Genomic DNA, 20,164 nt, shown 5'->3' on the forward strand with positions numbered 1-20,164 from the left:
AGATTCGCGGTAATCAGGCTTCGATGACGGCGAGGATTTCGTTCTCGCTCATCACCAGCAGGTCTTCGCCGTCGACCTTGACGGTGTTGCTGCCGGAGTACGGGCCGAACACCACCTTGTCGCCGACCTTAACGGCCGGAGCGCGCACTTCGCCGTTGTCCAGCACACGTCCGGTACCGACAGCAACGACTTCGCCACGGTTCGGTTTCTCGGCAGCGGAGCCCGGCAGGACGATGCCGCCTGCGGTCTTGGTTTCTTCTTCGCTGCGACGAATCACGACGCGGTCATGCAGAGGACGAAGCTTCATTGTCGATCTCTCCTAGTAGAGTGGTTCCATGCCGATGACCCTTCATCGGCGGGTTGGGCAAATCCGGCTGTGCCGGTTGCGGCCCGCAGTGCGAGCCGCAGAAGACGGACTGTCGAACACGACAGCGACCTTGCGGTGTCCGCTACATGCGGGCGTTCAAGAGCATTTCAAGGGGCGCGGATGAAATTTTCATGGCCGCAAATGAAAAACGGCATGCCTGCTGGCATGCCGGTTATCGCGCGAGCGGATCATTTGTCCTGGTCGCGTCGCTCCCATTCGCCCTCGATCACATTGGGCCGTTGCGGGTTGGCGCGGGCCTGCAAGTCGTCGGCGAAGGCGCGCTGACGGCGCATCTGCGCCTCCATGCGGCGGTTGATCTGGCGGAACAGGAAGTTGCGTGTCGGCGGGAAGAGTACGATCAGCGCCAGCACGTCACTGATGAACCCGGGCAGGAACAGCAAGCCGCCGCCGATTGCCATCATCAGCCCCTGCAGCATTTCACGCTCGGGCAACTCGCCCCGCGCCAGGCGCTCGCGGGCGCGCCAGGCTGTGGCGAAACCGGCCAGACGCAGCAGCAGAACACCGGCAATGCCGCTGAGCACCAGCAGCAGGATGGTGGCCAGCGCACCGATGGAGCTGCCGACCTTGATCAGTACGAACAGCTCGGCCAGCGGGAACAATAGAAACAGCACAAAGAAGATTCGCATCGATGGTCCTTGGCGGAAGATCAGCTTCCAGTCCTCTGTAGATGGCGGCATCCCGGGCCTAATTCAACCCGGGAGAGAAAAGGCCTGTAACCGGATTATGCGCAGCGCCGCTGAAGCCAAGCTGAACCGCGTCAGCGCCGCGCCATCGCCACCAGCGCCTGGCGCACCGCCCCCGGCGTCGAGCAGGGCTCGGGAAAGGCTATCCAGTGCAGTGCCTGGCCGACACGCAGGTGGAAGCCTTCACTGTCGATACCGGCCATTTGCGCTAGCGCACCCTGCGACAGCCCGGCCTGCTCGACATAGTGGGCGATGGCCGCTGCATGATCATCGTTCATGTGCTCGACCATGCCCCGCTCCACCTCGCCATTCTCGGCAGCGAAGGGATTGGCCAAGGCGACGTCGTCCAGCCAGTGAATTGCACCGAAACCACCGATGTAGCGCCAGCGCACCGGTTCCAGCACCCAGAAGTCGAAGTCATGGACGCGGTGGTAGTCCTGCGACTCGGGGAAGTAGCGGTAGTAGCGTTGCGCAGCCGCCTCGATCGCCGCCCCATCGTCGAGCTGGCGGGCCTCGGCCAACAGCGTGAGCCGGCCCGCTGCCTGGACGTCCTCGGCGGCGCGCTCACCGACCAGCAGCGAACAGCGCGCATCGGCCTTGAGATTGCGGGTGTGCTGGGCGATCCGACTGATCAGCAGCAGCGGCCAGCCACGCGCGTCCAGGCAATAGGGCACGACCGAGCCGAACGGAAAGCCGGGCATGGCCTGGGAATGCGTGGAGAGCATGCCGCGGTATTCCTTGAGCAGAAGTTGTCGGGCATGCTTGCGGGCTTCGGCGCTCACCTGTGGCTCCTCGATACGGTCCGGGACGACGGAGCGCCCAGCATAACGATTTCCCTGGCGGGCGTCGTTCCCGCTTAACAAGGACAACAAGGAGACGCGCATGCAACTGCAAGACAAGGTCATCATCGTCACCGGCGGCGGCCAGGGCCTCGGCCGTGCCATGGCCGAGCACCTGGCAGGCAGGGGCGCGCGACTGGCGCTGGTGGACCTCAACCAGGAGCGTCTGGACGAGGCCGTCGCCGCCTGCAAGGCCGCCGGCGGCGATGCACGCGCCTACCTGTGCAACGTCGCCAGCGAGGAGCAGGTCAGCGACATGGTCACGCGCGTGGCCGAAGACTTCGGCGGCCTGCATGGGCTGGTCAACAATGCCGGCATCCTGCGCGACGGCCTGCTGCTCAAGGTCAAGGACGGCGAGATCAGCAAGATGAGCCTGGCGCAGTGGCAGGCGGTGATCGACGTCAACCTCACCGGCGTGTTCCTCTGCACCCGCGAAGTTGCGGCGAAGATGATCGAATTGAAGAGCGAAGGCGCCATCATCAACATCTCGTCGATCTCCCGCGCCGGCAACATGGGCCAGACCAACTACTCCGCGGCCAAGGCCGGCGTGGCCTCGGCCACGGTGGTCTGGGCCAAGGAGCTGGCGCGTTACGGCATCCGCGTGGCGGGAATCGCACCGGGTTTCATCGAGACCGAAATGGTCGCCAGCATGAAACCCGAAGCGCTGGAGAAGATGACCGCCGGCATTCCGCTCAGGCGCATGGGCAAGCCGGAGGAGATCGCCCACTCGCTGGCCTATATCATCGAGAACGACTACTACACCGGACGCATCCTGGAGCTGGACGGCGGCCTGCGGCTGTAAAGCTCGATATGAGGTAGGTTGGGTTGAGCCAGCGAAGCCCAACGGGGATCGGCAGGAACGTGTTGGGCTTCGTCGCTTCGCTCCTCAACCCAACCTACGGCACTGCGGCGACAAGCTCCAAGCCATAAGAGGAGCCCGATCCGCCTCCTCTTGCAGCTTGAAGCTTGCGGCTTGCAGCTGCTTTTTACCAGCCCACCCCGAAGCCGATGCTGTAGCGGGTTTCGTCGAGGTCGCTTTCGGCGCCACTGATGATGTCCTTCTCGGCCTTCATGTTCAGCGAGGCCCAGTCGGTCACCTTGTAGCGCAGCCCGATTTCGGCATCCAGCGCATAATCCGCCACGCCCTCCAGCGGCTTGCCGACTTCGCCGGCGCTGAACAGCTCGAACGTCTTGCCGATCAGGTAACGGTTGTAGTCCCACTTCAGCGCAGCCAGGTAGAAATTGTCCTTGTCGCCATCGGCGTACTCGTAGTCGCTGCGGTTGATCAGCGAGGCCAGCGAGAACGCACCCAGCTCGTTGTCCCAGAACTGGTAGCCGGGACCGGTACCGATGGTCCGCTGCCGACGCACGTCCTCGATCTGGTCGCGCTTGTAGTTCAGGCGCCCCTGCCAGAACCAGTGCTGGTCGATGAAACGGTCGAGCGCGTACTCGACGTCCCAGTTGTCGGTGACCGTCGCGCCGTCGCGGTACTCGCGGTTGTAGTTGCCGGTGCCGTTGTGCCGCCAGAGCCCGTGGCGGGCCTTGGTATCGAAGGAGACGTCATAGTCGTCGGTATCGGTCTCGGCCCGCTTGTAGTCCATCGCCACGTCGACATTGCCCTTCCAGATGAAATCCTGGATCAACGGCTTGGGATGGATGATCTGCGAGATGCTCGCCAGCTCCACGGTGCGCGGCTCGGCACCGTTGGCGAGGACGACCTTGCCCTCCTCAGCCGCCTGCAGCGACTGGGCCAGCTCGCCGGTGACGTCGTCCTGCTTGATCAGCAGCTTCTGGTCGCTTTCCAGCGTCGCGATCTTGTTCCATTGCAGCGGGATCGAGCCGCCGTAGTCGGTCTCGATGAGCAGCTTGCCGCCGTCGAGCACGCTGATCTTGCCGGTCAGGCGGTCGCCGTTCTTCAGCCAGACGGTATCGGCGAGCGAAGGCAGGGCAACGGCGGAAAGGGTCGCGCAAAGCAGGGTTCTGGTGAGCATAAATGTGCTGGGATTATGGTCGAAGTCGGTTGAAAGGCTGGCATTATCCCTATGCATTCAGCTACAGCAAGCACAGACCGCCGAATGGATCACGAGTTCGGCGAGCCGACCTTCACCACCGACCGGAAGCTCTGCATGAATGACCACGCACCGCTGTTACCCCCCGGTGCCGATGCCGAAACGCGGCGCACCGCCGTTTACCTGGTGATGTCACAGATCCCGCCGGGCAAGGTGGTGAGCTACGGCGAGCTGGCCGCCATGGCCGGCCTCGGCCGCGCCGCGCGCTGGGTTGGCCGCCTGATGTCGCAGCTGCCGGATGACACCAGCCTGCCCTGGCACAGGGTGATCGCCGCCGGCGGCCGCCTCAGCCTGCCAGCCGGCACAGCGGCCGGGCACGAGCAACGCATGCGGCTGCGCGCCGAGGGGCTGACCATCGTCAACGACCGCGTGGACATGCGTCGGCACGGCTGGCATTCGACGGAGCTCAACGGTTAGAGTGCGCCCTTCGTCCCATCAGCACAGAACCTTGATGTATGTCCCGTGATACCTGGCGCGATGCGCTAGCCGCCTACGCCAGCCCCGCCTCGCTGGCCCTGTTGTTGCTGGGGTTCGCGGCCGGTCTCCCTGCCGTTCTGGTGTTCTCCACGCTGTCGGTGTGGCTGCGCGAAGCGGGCGTCTCGCGGGAAACCATCGGCTTCGCCAGCTGGATCAGCCTGGCCTACGCCTTCAAATGGGTCTGGTCGCCGATGCTCGACCAGTGGCGCCTGCCATGGATCGGCGCGCTCGGCCGCAGACGCTCCTGGCTGGTGCTGTCGCAGGCGCTGATCGCCATCGGCCTGGTGGGCATGGCGCTGTGCAATCCGCAGTACAACCTGACCATGCTCATCGCCCTGGCGGTGGTGGTGGCCTTCTCCTCGGCGACCCAGGACATCGCCATCGACGCCTACCGCCTGGAAATCGCCGAGGACAAGCTGCAGGCGACCCTGGCGGCAAGCTACATGACCGGCTATCGCGTCGCCATGCTGCTGGCCAGCGCCGGCGCACTGTTTCTCGCCGAATGGCTGGGCTCGAGCAGCCTCGACTACAACCAGGCGGCCTGGACCGCCACCTACCTGGTGTTCGCCCTGCTGATCCTGCCCGGCCTCATCACCAGCCTGGTGATCCGCGAGCCGGACGTCGCCGCGCCGCTACCCAACGAACCCTCGCGCTACACCTTCAATCATCAGCTGGCCGCGGTCGGGCTGCTGCTGGTGCTGCTGATCTCGGTGCCGGCGATGATCAACGCGCTGATCGCCCAGGCCTGGCCGCGCGCCACACTGTACGCACTGTTCATTCTCGGCAGCGTATCGCCGGTGGGCCGCGCGCTGTTCGTCCCGGTGCGCCACATTCTCGGTCAGGCCAAGGCGCGCCAGCGGCCGACACGCTTCGACTTCGCCCACCAGGCGGTATCGGTGATCGTGCTGATCATCCTGATGGTTTCCACCACCGGCATGTTCCAGTCCTACTGGGGCGGCTACTGGCCGCGCGGCACCATGTACCTGCTGATCTGCTGGGGCTGCCTGTCGGCGCCCGGGCGCATCCTGATGGGGCCGGTACTGACGCCGATCACCGACTTCATCGTGCGCTACCGCTGGCAGGCGCTGCTACTGCTCGGGCTGATTGCCACCTACCGGATGTCGGACACGGTGATGGGCGTGATGGCCAACGTCTTCTATATCGATCAGGGCTTCTCCAAGGACGAGATCGCCAGCGTCAGCAAGCTGTTCGGGCTGGTGATGACGCTGCTCGGCGCGGCCTTTGGCGGCCTGTTGATCGTGCGCTTCAGCATCCTGCCGATCCTGTTCATCGGCGGTGCGGCATCGGCCGCCACCAACCTGATGTTCATGCTGCTGGTGGAGATGGGCGCCAACCTGCAGATGCTGATCGTCACCATCTCCTGCGACAACTTCAGTGGCGGTCTGGCCTCCACCGCGTTCGTCGCCTACCTGTCGAGCCTGACCAACCTGAAGTTCTCGGCGACCCAGTACGCGCTGCTCAGCTCGCTGATGCTGCTGCTTCCGCGCCTGCTCGGTGGGTATTCCGGCGTCATGGTGGAGCACCTGGGTTACAGCAACTTCTTCCTGGTCACCGCCCTGCTCGGCATACCGACGCTGGTATTGATCGCCTGGCAATGGACCCGAACTCGCCAGCAGCCGCTTGACGGCGAGGGCGAAGGCGCCTCGGAGCGCAGCTGAAAACGACGAAGCCGGCAGATGCCGGCTTCGCTTCGTTTGCAAAGGGTGATCAATGCTGCACGAGGTGCACCACGCGCTGCGGGAATGGAATCCCGACGCCCGCGGCGGTCAGGCGCTCCTTGGCCTGCTCGGTAAAGCTGAAGGTCACCGGCCAGAAGTCAGCGGTCGCCACCCAGACGCGCAACGACAGGTTCACCGAACTGTCACCGAGCCCCGTCACGAATACCACCGGCTCGGGCTCGCGCAACACTCGCGGGTCCTCGGCGATTTCCAGCAGGATCTGGCGGGCCAGCTTGATGTCGCTGCTGTAATCGATGCCGATGTTGATATCGGCACGGCGGCGCGGCTCACGGGAAAAGTTGGTGATATGGCCATTGGAGAGCGCGCCGTTGGGCACCACCACGGTCTTGTTGTCTCCGGTCTTGAGCACCGTATGAAAGATCTGGATGGAGTTGACGGTGCCCGCGATACCTTGCGCCTCGATCCACTCGCCAACGCGAAACGGACGGAACAGCAGGATCAGCACGCCACCCGCGAAGTTCGCCAGGCTGCCCTGCAATGCCAGGCCGATGGCCAGACCCGCGGCGCCGATCACGGCGATGAACGAGGTGGTTTCGACGCCGATCATCGATGCCACGCTGACCAGCAGCAGCACCTTGAGCACCACGCTGGCCAGGCTGCCAATGAAGCCATGCAGGGTCGGGTCCACCTGACGGCGCTGCAGCAGACTGCTGACTTTGGCGGTGAGGGTGTTGATCAGCCACCAGCCGAACAGGAAGGTCAGCAGTGCCAGCGTGACCTGGGCGCCGTACTGCAGTGCGACCGGCAGCCAGGCTTCGGAAAGATCGACCAGATAGTCGACGGAGAGGTCCATGGAGATACTCCTTCGAAGGATCGGTGTCCGCGCAGCCGGGACACCGAGGAAAGCGGGGGGTTGATGCGTGCGCCGAAGCGCGGCGGGAATCAGTCGCGGAAGTTGTTGAACTGCAGCGGCATGCCGAACTCGTGGCCACGCAGCAGGGCGATGGCCTCCTGCAGATCGTCGCGCTTCTTGCCGGTCACGCGGACCTGTTCACCCTGAATCGCTGCCTGCACCTTGAGCTTGGCATCCTTGATATGGGCGACGATCTTTTTCGCCAGCTCCTTGTCGATCCCTTCGCGCAGCACCGCTTCCTGTTTCATGGTCTTGCCGGAAGCGTAGGCATCCTTGACTTCGAGGCACTGGATATCGATCTTGCGTTTGACCAGGCTCAACTTGAGGATCTCGAGCATCTGCTCCAATTGGAACTCGGCTTCTGCCGTCAGCTGCACGGTCAGGTCCTTCTGCTCGAAGCTGCCTTTGCCGCGCAGGTCGTAACGTCGATCCAGTTCCTTGATCGCGTTGTCGATCGCGTTGGTGACTTCGTGCTTGTCCAGTTCGGACACCACGTCGAACGAGGGCATGGGATTCCTCCACTATGTTGCGCGACGGGCCGCATGAGCCGAGCGCGCGTGTCTTGACGGGTAAGAAAGCGCGGTCATTATAGCGATTCGACGTGTCAGCGCCCGCCCCCGGAGTGACAGGACGTCCCCCTCCAACTCATTGAGCTCGCCATGCCCAACCCCCAGCTGAGCATCCTCGTCGTCGACGATGCCAAATTCTCCAGCGTCATGATCGGCCGCGCGCTGAGCAAAGCCGGCTATCAGGACGTACGCTTCGCCAGCAGCGCTGCCGATGCCCTCGCGCAGCACGCCCAGCGTCCCGCCCACGTTCTGCTGGCGGACTGGCTGATGCCGGAAATGGACGGCCTGGAGCTCACCGGCCAGATTCGTCAGCGCGACGCCAGCAGCGGCCACTACAGCTACATCATCCTGCTCACCGGTCGCGAGAGCGAAAATGCCCTCGGCGAGGCCTTCGACCACGGCGTGGACGACTTCATCAGCAAGTCGACGATGAACGAGCAGCTGCTGCCGCGCATCTACGCAGCCGACCGCCTGTGCGCCTCCCTGCAGCGCCTGAAGCAGGAAAATCACCAACTGGCGGAAAACGTCGCCAGCCTTGAACAGCAGAGCCTGTTGGACCCGCTGACCGGACTGGGCAATGCCCGCTATCTGCACCAGCAGTTGGCCGCCAGCCTGCGTCAGGTGGAAAGCCGCGGCACGGCACTGTGCTACCTGCAGATCGGCCTGCCCGACGCCGGAGTGCTGAACGAACGTTACGGCGAAGCCGGTTATGCCGAGATCCTGCGTGCCATCGCCGGGCGTTTGCAGCAGCTGGTCCGGCCGCTGGATGTGGTGTGCCGGATCGACGAAAAGCAGTTCGGGCTGCTGGCGCTGATCGACGATCTGAAAGGCTGCTCGCCGAGCAGCTTCAAGCGCCTGCACGAAGGGCTCAACCTGCGGGCGCTGAAGACCAGCGAAGGCTTCGTCTCGATCAAGGCCGGCATCAGCCTGGTCAGCCTCGACGCCGAAGCGCTGCCGGTGACGCCCCAGGCCATCATCGAACGTGCGGCAACCCTGCTGCCCAGCGCTTACAGCACCGGGCGTATCGTTCCGCTGCGCCTGAAGCAGCCGGCCTGAGGCGATGACCTGGCACGTTCTCGGCGCAGGCGCGCTCGGCAGCCTCTGGGCTACCCGTCTGGCCAGAGCGGGGCTGCCGGTACGTATCATCCTGCGTTCGGCCGAACGCCTCGCCGATTACCGGCAGGCCGGCGGCCTCACCCTCGAGGAGGCAGGCCAGACCAGCCGGCAGGCGATCACGGCGGAACTGCCGGACGCCCCCATGCCTATCCAACGCCTGCTGGTCGCCTGCAAGGCTTACGATGCGGAGCCCGCCATCGCGCAGCTGGAAGCCCGCCTGGCGCCCGGTTGCGAGATCCTCCTGCTGCAGAACGGCCTGGGCAGCCAGCAGGCCATTGCCGAGCGGTGGCCGTTGGTACGCTGCATATTCGTCTCCAGCACCGAAGGCGCCTACCGGGACGGACCGACGCGCGTCGTGTTCGCCGGCCGCGGACAGAACTGGCTGGGCGACCCCGATGGCGGCTGCGCCCCCGGATGGTTGGGTGAACTCGACCGGGCCGGCATCCCCAATGCCTGGAGCGACGACATCCTCGGCCGACTGTGGCGCAAGCTCGCGCTGAACTGCGCGATCAATCCGCTCACCGTCCTCCACGACTGCCGCAATGGCGAGTTGCGCCAGCACCGCGCTCTGCTCACCGCGCTCTGCAACGAACTCTCGCGGCTGCTCGCTGCCTGCGGCCAGCACGCGGCAGCCGAGGAGCTGGAAAGCGACGTGTGGCGAGTAGTCGAAGCGACCGCCGCCAACTACTCATCGATGCACCAGGATGTCCGGCTCGGCCGCCGCACCGAAATCGCCTACCTGCTTGGCCATGCCTGCACAACCGCCGATGCGCTGGGCGTCGCCGTTCCGAGGCTGCACGATCTGCATGACCGTCTGAGCGAGTACCTCGGCCTGCGCGGATTGCCCACGGACTGAGCGACGGCTACCCTGCTGAAACCCTCCGCCAAGCCGTGCCCGTTCCATGAAGCTGCGTCAGCGCCTCGAAAATCTCCCGGTCGGCCGCAAGCTGCTGCTCGCCCTGCTCGTCCTGCTCGCCGCCGTGCTGCTGGTATCCAACCTCACCTTCATCAGTGCCGCCTACTGGATCTCGCGGCAGAGCGTCGCTCCGCAAGCCATGCACACGCTTGGCGAACTTTTCGCCACCGAGGAGCTGAGCAGCCGCGCCCTGTCCTCGCCCGAGGCAGCCAGCGAGTTGCTCAGGCGCCTGGACGGCTATGCTCCGCTGCGCGCAGCAGTGATCTACGACCGCGACGGCAACAGCCTTGCGCAGCTGCAGCAGGGTGAGCGGCTGCGGCTGCCGGAGCGGATCGACAAGGTCGCCGACTGGCGTGCTGGCGAAATCCGCGCCAACCTGCTGGTCAGGCTACCGCAAGCGGACGGCAGCGCCGGGCATCTGCTGATGGTGGCCAGCAGCGAACTGCCAGGCGCGTTCTACACCGGCACGCTGACGGCGAGCCTGGCCATCCTGGTAGCCAGTCTGCTGCTCTGGATTCTGGTGGCGCGTCAGATCCGCCAGCTCATTACCCGGCCGATTCGCGATCTGGAGGCGCTGTCGCGCCAGGTCACCCGCGAGGAGGACTATTCCCTGCGCGCCAAGCCCGGCAACCAGGACGAGATCGGTCGCCTCGCCGATGCCTTCAACACCATGCTGTCGCGCATGGAAGCCCGTGAGCAGCAGCTCAAGCGCGCCCGCGACGATGCCCAGGAAGCCTTCGACCATGCCCAGGGTCTGGCCGAGGAAACGCGCCACTCCAACCGTAAACTGGAGCTGGAAGTGCAGGTGCGCAGCAAGATCGAACAGAAGCTCACCGGCTTCCAGAAATACCTCAATAGCATCATCGACTCGATGCCCTCGGCGCTGATCGCCCTCGACGAGCAGCTCTACGTCACCCAATGGAATCAGGAAGCCAGCGCCCTTTCCGGCACGCCGCTGGACGATGCGCTGAATCAGCCGGTATTCGTCGCCTTCGAGCCGCTCAAGCCCTTCCTCACGCAGATCCGCCGCAGCTCCGAGCAGCATGTGGTGGAAAAGATCGAGAAAGTGACCTGGCTGCGCAACGACGAGCCACACCACTACGCGCTCACCTGCTATCCACTGACCGGCGGCGGCGGTCGTGGCGTGGTGATCCGCATCGACGACATCACCCAGCGCATCAACATGGAAGAAATGATGGTGCAGTCGGAGAAGATGCTTTCGGTGGGCAGCCTGGCAGCCGGCATGGCTCACGAGATCAACAACCCCCTCGGCGCCATCCTGCACAACGCCCAGAACATACGTCGCCGGCTCTCCGCCGAGCTCGAGCGCAATCGCGAGGCGGCGGAAGAAACCGGGGTGCGCCTGGAAGCAGTCAACCAGTACCTGCAGCGCCGCGAGGTGCCGCAGCTGCTCGATGGTATCCAGCAGGCCGGCTCGAGGGCCGCGAAGATCGTCAGCCACATGCTCAGTTTCAGTCGCATGAGCAACCGCCAACTGGCCGACTGCCATTTGCCGGTGCTGATCGACCAGGCACTGGAGATCGCCGGAAACGACTTCGCCCTGATGGAAGGCTTCGACTTCAAGGCCATCGATATCGTCCGTGACTTCGACCCGCGCGTGGATCGGGTGCCCTGCATCGCCAACGAGCTGGAACAGGTCCTGCTCAATCTGCTGAAGAACGCCGCCCAGGCAATCCACCAGAACCAGGCTCAGGAGCGTGGACGCATCATCCTGCGCACTCGACTGAACCCGCCATGGGCGGAAATCCAGGTGGAGGACAACGGCGGCGGCATCCCCGAGAACGTGCGCAAGCGCATCTTCGAACCTTTCTTCACCACCAAGGAAGTCGGCCAGGGAACCGGACTGGGCCTTTCCGTTTCGTATTTCATCATCACCAACAATCACCAGGGTCAGATGGAGGTGCAGTGCCAACCCGGCCACGGCACCACCTTCACCCTGCGACTGCCGCTAAGCTCGCCCGTCGAGCCGACTGCGACCTGAACAAGGAAAAACCATGGGCAATCGACTATCCAAGATCTACACCCGCACCGGCGACAGCGGCGAAACCGGCCTGGGCGACGGCCGTCGGGTCGCCAAGGATCACCCCCGCGTCGAGGCCATGGGCGAGGTCGATACGCTCAACAGCCAGCTCGGCCTGCTGCTTGCCGAGCTGGCCGATGCGCAGGTGCAGTGGCCGGCGCTCGATGAGCTGATCAGCGTGTTCGGCCCGTGCCAACACCGCCTGTTCGATCTTGGCGGCGAGCTGGCGATGCCCGACTACCAGGCGCTGCAGGAAAGCGAGATCGAGCGCCTGGAGCAGGCCATCGACCGTTGGAACCAGGAGCTGGGCCCGCTCAAGGAGTTCATCCTGCCGGGCGGTTCGCGACTCATCGCCCTCGCCCACCTGTGCCGCAGCGTGACGCGCACTGCCGAGCGCCGCTGCCAGCAGCTCAATGCCAGCGAAACCGTGCGCCCGGTGCTGCTGGCCTATCTGAACCGGCTGTCCGATGCGCTGTTCGTCGCCGCCCGCCTGATTGCGCGGCGCCAGGGGTGTGGCGAGATCCTCTGGCAACCCGCCGCCGCGGCAGCCGGCGCGGATGACTGAGCACCGCGTGGATCAACAGGCGCGACGGCGCGACGGGCTGCATGCCGCCTGGGAAGCCTTCATCGTCCTGCTGGTCTGCGTGAACCTGGCGCTGATCCTGTTCGATAGCCTGTTCGCGCTGCAGCCGGTCAACACGGCCCTTGCCAGCCTGGTGCCGCAGCTCCACGAGCGTTATCAGCAAAGCATCCATGCCAACTTCCAGTACATCGATCTGGCCTTCGTCGCGGTCTTCCTTCTCGACGTGCTGCTCGGCTGGACGGTCGCGCTGTTCGAGCGCCGTTATGCGCGCTGGTACTACTACCCGTTCGCTCACTGGTATGACGTGCTCGGCTGCATTCCACTGGCGGGGTTACGCTGGCTGCGGGTACTGCGGGTTGGCAGCCTGCTCATTCGCCTGCAGCGTCTGGGCCTGATCGACATGCGCCGGTGGGCCGTCTATGGGCTGTTCAGCCGTTATTACTACCTGCTGATCGAAGAGCTTTCCGACCGGGTGATGGTGCGCCTGTTCGGCCGTCTGCAGCAGGAGATCGGCGCCAGCGACGACCTCTCGCGGCGTCTTCTGCAGGAGGTGGTGCGACCGCGCAAGCAGCGCGTGCTCAACGACCTGTCGCGGCGCCTGCAAGGCATGCTGGAAACCGGCTACCGCGACAATCGCGGCGCCATCGAAGGCTACGTCAGCCAGCTGATCCACCAGGCGCTGCAGGACAATCCGGAAATGCACAGCCTGCGCCGCCTGCCGCTGGGCAATCGCCTGGCCAGCACCCTCGACGATGCCCTCGGCGATATCGCCGCACGGCTGATGCAGGGCGCCGTGGAGGGCATGCGCGGCCCGCAGTTCCAGGCGTTGGCGGCCAATCTCGCCGACGAGTTCTTCGATGCCTGGGTCTATCAGGACGAGCACACCGATCTGGCATTGGAGGAGCTGCTGGTGGATGTGATCGAGGTGCTCAAGCAACAGGTTCTCGACCGCCGCTGGAGCCGCTTCGTCGGCCCGACACCGCCCGCCACGCCGCCGGGTTGAAGCGGACAACCGTCGCTCAGCCGCCCGCCTCGCCCTCTTCGACCGGCTTGAAGCCGATCGGTGACTTCTCGTCGAGGCGCGCGCCGACGATCATTTCGGTCGCCCAGTTCACCAGGATGGACGTATAGGCCTCCTGGCAGCGCTCACTGCTCAGCGCGTGGTCGGCGCCATCGATGATCCGATGGGTCAGTGAATGAGTGGAATGAAAGGCGGCGCGATAGCTCATGATCGTTTCGTGAGGCACGAAGGTATCGTGCTCGGACTCGACGATCAGCACGTCGCCGCGGAATGCCGCGCAGGCCGCCAGTGCACGGTTTTCCTCGGGCCGCACGCGGCGGCTGCGCAGCTGGTTGAGTACCTCGCGGTCCAGCTGGCGCTTGGGCACCTGCCATTCCTCGTCGCGGTACAGCGCAGGCACGCGCAGCGCCAGCCACTTCACTGGGCGCAAGGAGGTGAGGATTGCTGCCAGGTAACCGCCATAGCTGGTACCCACCACAGCGATCGCCGAAGGGTCGATATGCGGGTGCTGGGCGAGCAGGTCGTAAGCGGCCAGCAGATCGTCGAGGTTCTGCTCGCGGGTCACGGTTTCCTGCTGTGCCCGGGTCTGCGCATGGCCACGCAGGTCGAACGACAGGCAGACGCAACCGAGCCCGGCGATGCCCCGCGCGCGCGTCAGATCGCGCTGCTGACTACCGCCCCAGCCATGCACGAACAGTACGCCGGGCATCTTTTCCGGCGGTGACAGAAAGGTCCCGGCGATGTGCTCGTCGCCCACCAGGATGTTCACCATCTCGCTATGCGTCGCCATAGTCCTCCACCATTACGCATTTGGTGATGAAGCCCACTTCGGCGTCCTCGTCCCGATACAGCACCTGGGCACCGGCCGGCACCTGCTGCTGTTCACCATAGAGTTCGATCGAAGAGGCCTTTACCGCACGCACCCCACTGCCCCGCCTGAATGCTTCGAGCGCGGCGATCTCGGCGCTGCTGGCACCGCCGATGCGCCAGGACTGCTCGAGTACGCCGGAACGTGGTTGGCCACGCCCGTCGATGCCCTGGGCGATGTCGTAATTGCGCCGCGAGGCGAAAAAGTGCCGGTAGCAGCTCGAAGCTGCCTCGTCGTAGACCTGTGCCTGGCTGACTGCCAGGCGCGTGGTTTCCGGAAGGTCCAGTGCCAGCAGCGCCTCGAAATCACCATCGACGACCACGAGATCCGAGCCGCCATAGACCTCGTTGCCGGCATTGTCGCGGGTCAGTCGCTGGGTACCGTAGTAACTGGCCAGACGCCCGCCGACACGTACCTGACCAACGCTGAAGGTGGTGACGCGCTCCAGATGAGCTTCGAGCACGACGCCGTACTGACCCAGCTCCTTCTCGTCGAGGGCGAACAACGCCTGGTCGAGGGCATCGCTGTCGTCAACGCGCAGCTGGCCGCGCCCGCCCGTCGCGCGGACCGGTTTGATCCGCACCGCCCCCTCATGCAACAGCCGTCGCCCCGCGTCCCTGGCATCCTCCAGGCTGAACGCGCTGTAGCCGGCCAGCACGCTGCCTTTGACCTGGGTACCGAAATCGCGCGACCAGCCGACCGGCGCCACGGCGTCCGGACGCACCAGCGGATGGGTGATGGCCTTGGTCTCGACGAAGGGCTGCGGCACGACGCCGCCGAACAGGTCGCCCTCTTCGTTCAGCCCCAGCTCGTGGGCCTCGTGCAGACCGACAACGGTTCCCGACGGCACCAGGTAAGGATGGGCGTCGTAGCGGCGAGTCGGATCGTATTCGCCGCCGTAACTCAGGCCCAGCAACACGGCCAGGCGTTCGGCCAACGCGGCGTGGACAATCTTCTCGTGCTGCGGCTCGCGCGGGCGATTGGGATAGGTCAGCACGACCCTGCGAGACCCCTGCAGCGTTTGCGCATTCATCATCTTCGTGGACAGCTCCATGGACTGCTCGACATGCACGCCAGTGGCAAAGCCGTGGCGTTCGCTTCCACCTGAGCGGTAGCACGGTGTACCGGAGTAGACCGCAGCCAGCACGCAATGATCCTCAGCCGGGACGGGCACTCGCCCTGCCCCCTGTCACCCACGAAGAATCGCCCACGAAAAAGGGGAGCAACCTCAAGGTTGCTCCCCTTTTGTTTGCCGAGCCCCGATCAGGCCGGCGCGGAGGTGCGGATCAGGTGATCGAAGGCACTCAGCGAGGCCTTGGCGCCTTCGCCGACGGCGATCACGATCTGCTTGTACGGCACCGTGGTCACGTCACCGGCGGCGAACACACCGGGGATGCTGGTCTGGCCCTTGGCGTCGACGATGATCTCGCCGAAACGCGACAGCTCCAGGGTGCCCTTGAGCCATTCGCTGTTGGGCAGCAGGCCGATCTGCACGAAGATGCCTTCCAGCTCGACGTTGTGCACCTCGTCGTTGGTGCGGTCCTTGTAGACCAGGCCGGTGACCTTCTGGCCGTCGCCCTTGACCTCGGTGGTCTGCGCCATCTTCAGCACGCGGACGTTGGGCAGGCTGTTGAGCTTGCGCTGCAGCACGGCGTCGGCACGCAGGTCTTCGCCGAATTCCAGCAGGGTCACGTGGGCGACGATGCCGGCCAGGTCGATGGCCGCTTCCACGCCGGAGTTGCCACCGCCGATCACCGCCACGCGCTTGCCCTTGAACAGCGGGCCGTCGCAGTGCGGGCAGTAGGCGACGCCACGGCCGCGGTATTCCTGCTCGCCGGGCACGTTCATCTCGCGCCAGCGCGCGCCAGTGGCGAGGATCAGGGTCTTGGCCTTGAGCTCGCCGCCATTGTCGAACCGGACGCGATGCAAGCCGTCTTCGCCGGCCGGGATCAGCTGGCTGGCGCGCTGCAGGTTCATGATGTCGACCTCGTACTCGCGCACGTGCTCTTCCAGCGCGCGGGCCAGTTTCGGGCCTTCGGTTTCCTTCACCGAGATGAAGTTCTCGATGGCCATGGTGTCCAGCACCTGACCGCCGAAGCGCTCGGCCGCGACGCCGGTGCGGATGCCCTTGCGCGCGGCGTAGATGGCCGCTGCGGCGCCGGCCGGGCCGCCGCCGACCACCAGCACGTCGAAGGCGTCCTTGGCCTTGAGCTTCTCGGCATCACGGGCGCTGGAACCGGTGTCGAGCTTGGCGAGGATCTCTTCCTCGCTCATGCGGCCCTGGGTGAACAGCTCGCCGTTGAGGTAGATGCTCGGCACCGACATGATCTGCCGCGCTTCGACTTCGTCCTGGAACAACGCGCCGTCGATGGCCACGTGCTTGACGTTCGGGTTGAGCACGGCCATCAGGTTCAGCGCCTGGACCACGTCCGGGCAGTTCTGGCAGGACAGCGAGAAGTAGGTTTCGAAGCGGTAGTCGCCGTCGAGCGCCTTGATCTGCTCAATGACTTCCGGTGCGGTCTTCGACGGGTGGCCACCGACCTGCAGCAGGGCCAGCACCAGCGAGGTGAACTCGTGGCCCATGGGGATGCCGGCAAAACGCAGGCTGATGTTGCCGCCGATGCGGTTGAGCGAGAACGACGGCTTGCGCGCATCGTCGCCGTCGGTCTTCAAGGTGATCTTGTCGCTGAGGCCGGCGATGTCCTGCAGCAGGCTCAGCAGCTCCTGGGATTTCTCGCCGTCATCGAGGGACGCGACGATCTCGAAGGGCTGGGTGACCTTCTCCAGGTAGGCTTTCAACTGGGTCTTGAGATTGGTGTCCAACATGAGCAGCGGTACCCCGTACGGAATTCAGGAAATAAAACGCCCGGACGGTTCGCGTCCAGGCGTTGGGTTGCCAGAGGGCTTTGACCAGCCCCCCAGCACGCAGGGCAGATAGGCGAAGCCTTAGATCTTGCCGACCAGGTCCAGCGACGGAGCCAGGGTCTTCTCGCCTTCTTTCCACTTGGCCGGGCAGACTTCGCCCGGGTGAGCGGCGGTGTACTGAGCGGCTTTCAGCTTGCGCAGGGTCTCGGACACGTCACGAGCGATCTCGTTGGAGTGGATCTCGACGGTCTTGATCACGCCTTCCGGGTTGATCAGGAAGGTGCCGCGCAGAGCCAGGCCTTCTTCTTCGATGTGCACACCGAAAGCGCGGGTCAGCTGGTGAGTCGGGTCACCGATCAGCGGGAACTGCGCCTTGCCAACGGCAGGGGAAGTTTCGTGCCAGACCTTGTGCGAGAAGTGGGTATCGGTGGTGACGATGTACACCTCGGTACCGGCCTTCTGGAACTCGGCGTAGCTGTTGGCAGCGTCTTCGATCTCGGTCGGGCAGTTGAAGGTGAAGGCAGCCGGCATGAAGATCAGCACGGACCACTTGCCCTTGAGGGACTCTTCGGTGACTTCGATGAATTTGCCGTTGTGGAAGGCGTTGACTTTGAAAGGCTGGACCTGAGTGTTGATCAAGGACATCTACTAACTCCTTAGCGGGTTAAGAATTTGACGGGGCCTACGATAGCGCAACCAGACGCATAACGTTATTGATTAAGGGAATAGCACCGATTACATATATCTATCAGTGAAACATCCGATCGCGCGTGTATGCGGCGACAGCTACGCCAGTGACCAGCCACGCCGGCCATGGTTCAATCTGGCCAGAAGGATCGGATTGCAGCGACACCCTGAGCACCAACACGCACCGTGTGATCGAGGTCCGCTTCGCCCAGTCCCCCAAGCAGATAAACCGGCTGATTGAACCCTGCCAACAGCGCCGCGACACGCGTCCAACCTAAGGGTGAGCTATCCGGATGGCTGGCAGTGGCTTGCACCGGCGACAACGTGACGAAATCTACTCCCAATGCCGTGGCCAGTTCCAGCTCTCTTGCATCATGGCACGAGGCTGCAAGCCAGCGCTCACCCGCTACAGGGCGAGCAGCGCCATCGAACAGTCGGAGCTGCTCCGCCGTCAGGTGCCAACCGGCATCCGGAAAGTCGCTCGCCCAGTCCAGAGGTCCCTTGAGCATGACCCGCGCACGACCTGCGCATAGGGCAAGCACCCGCTCGGCGAGCGATCGATAGTCGAGCGATGAGAGCGAAGGTGCACGCAGCTGAATCAGCTCGAAACCTGCGTCGAGCGCCTGTGCTAGCCCGTCGAGCAGCCGCTCGGCGGACAGGCCATCCGGTGTGATCAGGTAACGCTGGGGCAGGCGGGCGGCAGCGACGATCGGCCGATTGGCCGCAGGAAAGCGATAAGCAGCGAGTTCATCGGCCGGCACCCACTTCAACGGCTGCCCTTCGACACCATGCGGCTCGCCGATGAATGCAGTAACCTCCCAGACGTCCAGGAGGACATGCTTGTCCGGGTAGTCATGACGCACCTGGATCAGCGGGCGAGCCGCCGTGACCTGAATCGCCAGCTCCTCCAGCAGCTCGCGCGCCAGCGCCGCCTCGACCTGCTCACCTGCCTCGACCTTGCCGCCCGGGAATTCCCAGAGGCCACCCTGATGCTTGTCGAGTGGTCGCTTGGCGATCAGCACCGCGCCTTCAACGCCGCGAATGACCGCTGCAGCGACATGAACTCGCTTCATTCCCGCATCTCCTGTCGGCTAGCTTGCGCCCTGGGCCGGGAGAGCCGGCCACACCTGGCTCATCCTGTCGTCGCACTTTGGCCAATCACCGGCCATCCGCTGCGAGACGCTCGCGCAACGGAGGCTACCAGTCGCCGTCAGGTGCGGTACTCGGCGTTGATCTTCACGTACTCGTGGGACAGGTCGGTGGTCCAGATGGTCTCGCTGCAGCTGCCGCGGCCCAGTTCGATACGGATGGTGATCTCTTCTCGCGCCATCACCGCGGCGCCCTGCTCTTCGGTATAGCTGGGCGAGCGTCCGCCTTGGCTGGCGATGCAGACCTCGCCGAGGAACACGTCGATCTTGCTCACATCCAGTTCCGGCACACCGGCGTAGCCGACGGCGGCGAGGATGCGACCCCAGTTCGGGTCGGAGGCGAACAGTGCGGTCTTGATCAGTGGCGAATGGGCCACGGCGTAGGCGACATCCAGGCATTCCTGATGATTGCCACCCCCGTTGACCTGCACGGTGACGAACTTGGTTGCGCCCTCACCGTCGCGGACGATGGCCTGGGCCACTTCCATGAACACTTCGAGCACCGCCTGCTTGAGCTTGCCGAACAGCTCGCCGGAGGCGGAGGCGATCTCCGGCAGCGCCGCCTGGCCGGTGGCAATCAGCATGCAGCAGTCGTTGGTGGACGTGTCGCCGTCGATGGTGATGCGGTTGAAGGACTTGTTCGCCGCATCGCGCACCAGATCCTGCAGCACGTTGCCGGCGACCTTGGCGTCGGTGGCGATGTAACCGAGCATGGTCGCCATGTTCGGCCGGATCATCCCGGCGCCCTTGCTGATACCGGTGATGGTGACAGTGACGCCGTCGTGCTGGAACTGTCGGCTGGCGCCCTTGGGCAGGGTGTCGGTGGTCATGATGCCGGTCGCGGCCTCGGCCCAATGATCGGGCGAGAGGTCGTCGAGCGCGGCCTGCAGTGCCGACTCGATTTTCTGCACCGGCAGCGGTTCGCCGATCACGCCGGTGGAAAACGGCAGCACGGCAGTCTCGTCGACACCGGTCATTGCCGCCAGCGCGGCGCAGGTGTGACGGGCATCGGCCAGGCCCTGCGGCCCGGTGCCGGCGTTGGCGTTACCGGTGTTGGTCAGCAGGTAGCGCACCGGACCGTGCATGCGTTCGCGGGTGATCAGTACCGGCGCGGCACAGAAGGCGTTGGTGGTGGTCACTCCAGCCACTCGCGAGCCTTCGGCACAGCGCATCACCACCACGTCCTTGCGGCCGGGGCGCTTGATGCCGGCGGAGGCGATGCCCAGCTCGAAGCCGGGAACCGGGTGCAGCGTAGGTAAAGGACCAAGACCGACAGCCATG

Annotated in this window: 20 protein-coding genes; 8 read left to right on the forward strand and 12 right to left on the reverse strand. The window is 64.7% G+C overall.

The window, feature by feature from the left end; all coding sequences use genetic code 11:
* Positions 1-13 precede the first annotated feature (13 nt).
* The 3 genes from VF716_RS18985 to VF716_RS18995 form a co-directional block, all read right to left on the reverse strand.
* On the reverse strand, positions 14-307 hold the full coding sequence (locus VF716_RS18985) for a co-chaperone GroES (RefSeq protein ID WP_011914234.1): 294 nt from the start codon (positions 305-307) through the stop codon (positions 14-16).
* Positions 308-555: 248 nt separating this feature from the next.
* A complete protein-coding gene (locus VF716_RS18990; protein WP_020308760.1) occupies positions 556-1,014 on the reverse strand; it encodes an FxsA family protein in 459 nt (152 codons plus the stop codon).
* A 131-nt stretch (positions 1,015-1,145) separates the two neighbouring features.
* On the reverse strand, positions 1,146-1,853 hold the full coding sequence (locus tag VF716_RS18995; protein ID WP_126526162.1) for a HugZ family pyridoxamine 5'-phosphate oxidase: 708 nt from the start codon (positions 1,851-1,853) through the stop codon (positions 1,146-1,148).
* Between the two features lie 100 nt (positions 1,854-1,953).
* On the opposite strand from VF716_RS18995, the gene VF716_RS19000 reads away from it, so the two are divergent.
* Complete coding sequence (locus VF716_RS19000; protein ID WP_434758188.1) at positions 1,954-2,712, forward strand: SDR family oxidoreductase; 759 nt, start codon at positions 1,954-1,956, stop codon at positions 2,710-2,712.
* A 184-nt stretch (positions 2,713-2,896) separates the two neighbouring features.
* Here the strand turns inward: VF716_RS19000 and VF716_RS19005 are convergent, their stop codons facing one another.
* A complete protein-coding gene (locus VF716_RS19005; RefSeq protein ID WP_440552849.1) occupies positions 2,897-3,901 on the reverse strand; it encodes a DUF481 domain-containing protein in 1,005 nt (334 codons plus the stop codon).
* 135 nt (positions 3,902-4,036) lie between these two features.
* On the opposite strand from VF716_RS19005, the gene VF716_RS19010 reads away from it, so the two are divergent.
* Entirely contained in the window at positions 4,037-4,396 is a 360-nt protein-coding gene (locus VF716_RS19010) for an MGMT family protein (RefSeq protein ID WP_026012566.1), read from the forward strand.
* A gap of 38 nt (positions 4,397-4,434) precedes the next feature.
* Positions 4,435-6,135 carry an AmpG family muropeptide MFS transporter gene (locus VF716_RS19015; protein WP_440552850.1) on the forward strand — a complete coding sequence of 567 codons (1,701 nt, stop codon included), beginning with the start codon at positions 4,435-4,437 and terminating at the stop codon, positions 6,133-6,135.
* A 49-nt stretch (positions 6,136-6,184) separates the two neighbouring features.
* Here the strand turns inward: VF716_RS19015 and VF716_RS19020 are convergent, their stop codons facing one another.
* Together VF716_RS19020 and VF716_RS19025 are read right to left on the reverse strand one after the other, a co-directional pair.
* Complete coding sequence (locus VF716_RS19020) at positions 6,185-7,009, reverse strand: mechanosensitive ion channel family protein (protein WP_011914240.1); 825 nt, start codon at positions 7,007-7,009, stop codon at positions 6,185-6,187.
* Positions 7,010-7,098: 89 nt separating this feature from the next.
* Positions 7,099-7,578: a YajQ family cyclic di-GMP-binding protein gene (locus tag VF716_RS19025; RefSeq protein ID WP_011914241.1), complete on the reverse strand. Its 480-nt coding sequence runs from the start codon at positions 7,576-7,578 to the stop codon at positions 7,099-7,101.
* 150 nt (positions 7,579-7,728) lie between these two features.
* On the opposite strand from VF716_RS19025, the gene VF716_RS19030 reads away from it, so the two are divergent.
* From VF716_RS19030 to VF716_RS19050, 5 genes are read left to right on the forward strand one after another with little or no spacing between them, the layout of a single operon-like run.
* Positions 7,729-8,694: a response regulator gene (locus tag VF716_RS19030; RefSeq protein ID WP_014597479.1), complete on the forward strand. Its 966-nt coding sequence runs from the start codon at positions 7,729-7,731 to the stop codon at positions 8,692-8,694.
* Between the two features lie 4 nt (positions 8,695-8,698).
* Positions 8,699-9,610 (forward strand): putative 2-dehydropantoate 2-reductase, encoded by a 912-nt coding sequence (locus VF716_RS19035; RefSeq protein WP_014597480.1) that lies wholly within the window; start codon positions 8,699-8,701, stop codon positions 9,608-9,610.
* 46 nt (positions 9,611-9,656) lie between these two features.
* Complete coding sequence (locus tag VF716_RS19040) at positions 9,657-11,672, forward strand: sensor histidine kinase (RefSeq protein ID WP_108242211.1); 2,016 nt, start codon at positions 9,657-9,659, stop codon at positions 11,670-11,672.
* A 13-nt stretch (positions 11,673-11,685) separates the two neighbouring features.
* The gene (locus VF716_RS19045; RefSeq protein ID WP_019406959.1) at positions 11,686-12,276 is read left to right on the forward strand and encodes a cob(I)yrinic acid a,c-diamide adenosyltransferase; all 591 of its coding nucleotides are present in this window, start codon (positions 11,686-11,688) and stop codon (positions 12,274-12,276) included.
* Positions 12,269-13,297, forward strand: a complete 1,029-nt coding sequence (locus tag VF716_RS19050; protein ID WP_026012565.1) for a hypothetical protein — start codon at positions 12,269-12,271, stop codon at positions 13,295-13,297. The genes VF716_RS19045 and VF716_RS19050 overlap by 8 nt, the downstream gene beginning before the upstream one ends.
* Positions 13,298-13,313: 16 nt before the next feature.
* On the opposite strand, the gene VF716_RS19055 is transcribed toward VF716_RS19050, so the two are convergent.
* The 6 genes from VF716_RS19055 to argJ form a co-directional block, all read right to left on the reverse strand.
* Positions 13,314-14,105, reverse strand: coding sequence for an alpha/beta hydrolase family protein (locus VF716_RS19055; protein WP_013983743.1), 792 nt, complete (start codon positions 14,103-14,105; stop codon positions 13,314-13,316).
* Positions 14,092-15,219 (reverse strand): DUF3182 family protein, encoded by a 1,128-nt coding sequence (locus VF716_RS19060; protein WP_026012564.1) that lies wholly within the window; start codon positions 15,217-15,219, stop codon positions 14,092-14,094. Before VF716_RS19060 ends, VF716_RS19055 begins: the two co-directional genes overlap by 14 nt.
* Positions 15,220-15,446: 227 nt before the next feature.
* On the reverse strand, positions 15,447-17,009 hold the full coding sequence (ahpF, locus tag VF716_RS19065) for an alkyl hydroperoxide reductase subunit F (protein ID WP_264885136.1): 1,563 nt from the start codon (positions 17,007-17,009) through the stop codon (positions 15,447-15,449).
* A gap of 120 nt (positions 17,010-17,129) precedes the next feature.
* Positions 17,130-17,693: an alkyl hydroperoxide reductase subunit C gene (gene ahpC / locus VF716_RS19070; protein ID WP_003284760.1), complete on the reverse strand. Its 564-nt coding sequence runs from the start codon at positions 17,691-17,693 to the stop codon at positions 17,130-17,132.
* Positions 17,694-17,866: 173 nt separating this feature from the next.
* The gene (locus tag VF716_RS19075; protein ID WP_017246099.1) at positions 17,867-18,808 is read right to left on the reverse strand and encodes a Nudix family hydrolase; all 942 of its coding nucleotides are present in this window, start codon (positions 18,806-18,808) and stop codon (positions 17,867-17,869) included.
* 137 nt (positions 18,809-18,945) lie between these two features.
* Positions 18,946-20,163, reverse strand: a complete 1,218-nt coding sequence (gene argJ / locus VF716_RS19080; protein ID WP_279645038.1) for a bifunctional glutamate N-acetyltransferase/amino-acid acetyltransferase ArgJ — start codon at positions 20,161-20,163, stop codon at positions 18,946-18,948.
* Between the last annotated feature and the right edge of the window lies 1 nt (position 20,164).

This window comes from Stutzerimonas sp. Brlt_14 (assembly GCF_051948915.1).
GTDB lineage: Bacteria > Pseudomonadota > Gammaproteobacteria > Pseudomonadales > Pseudomonadaceae > Stutzerimonas > Stutzerimonas stutzeri.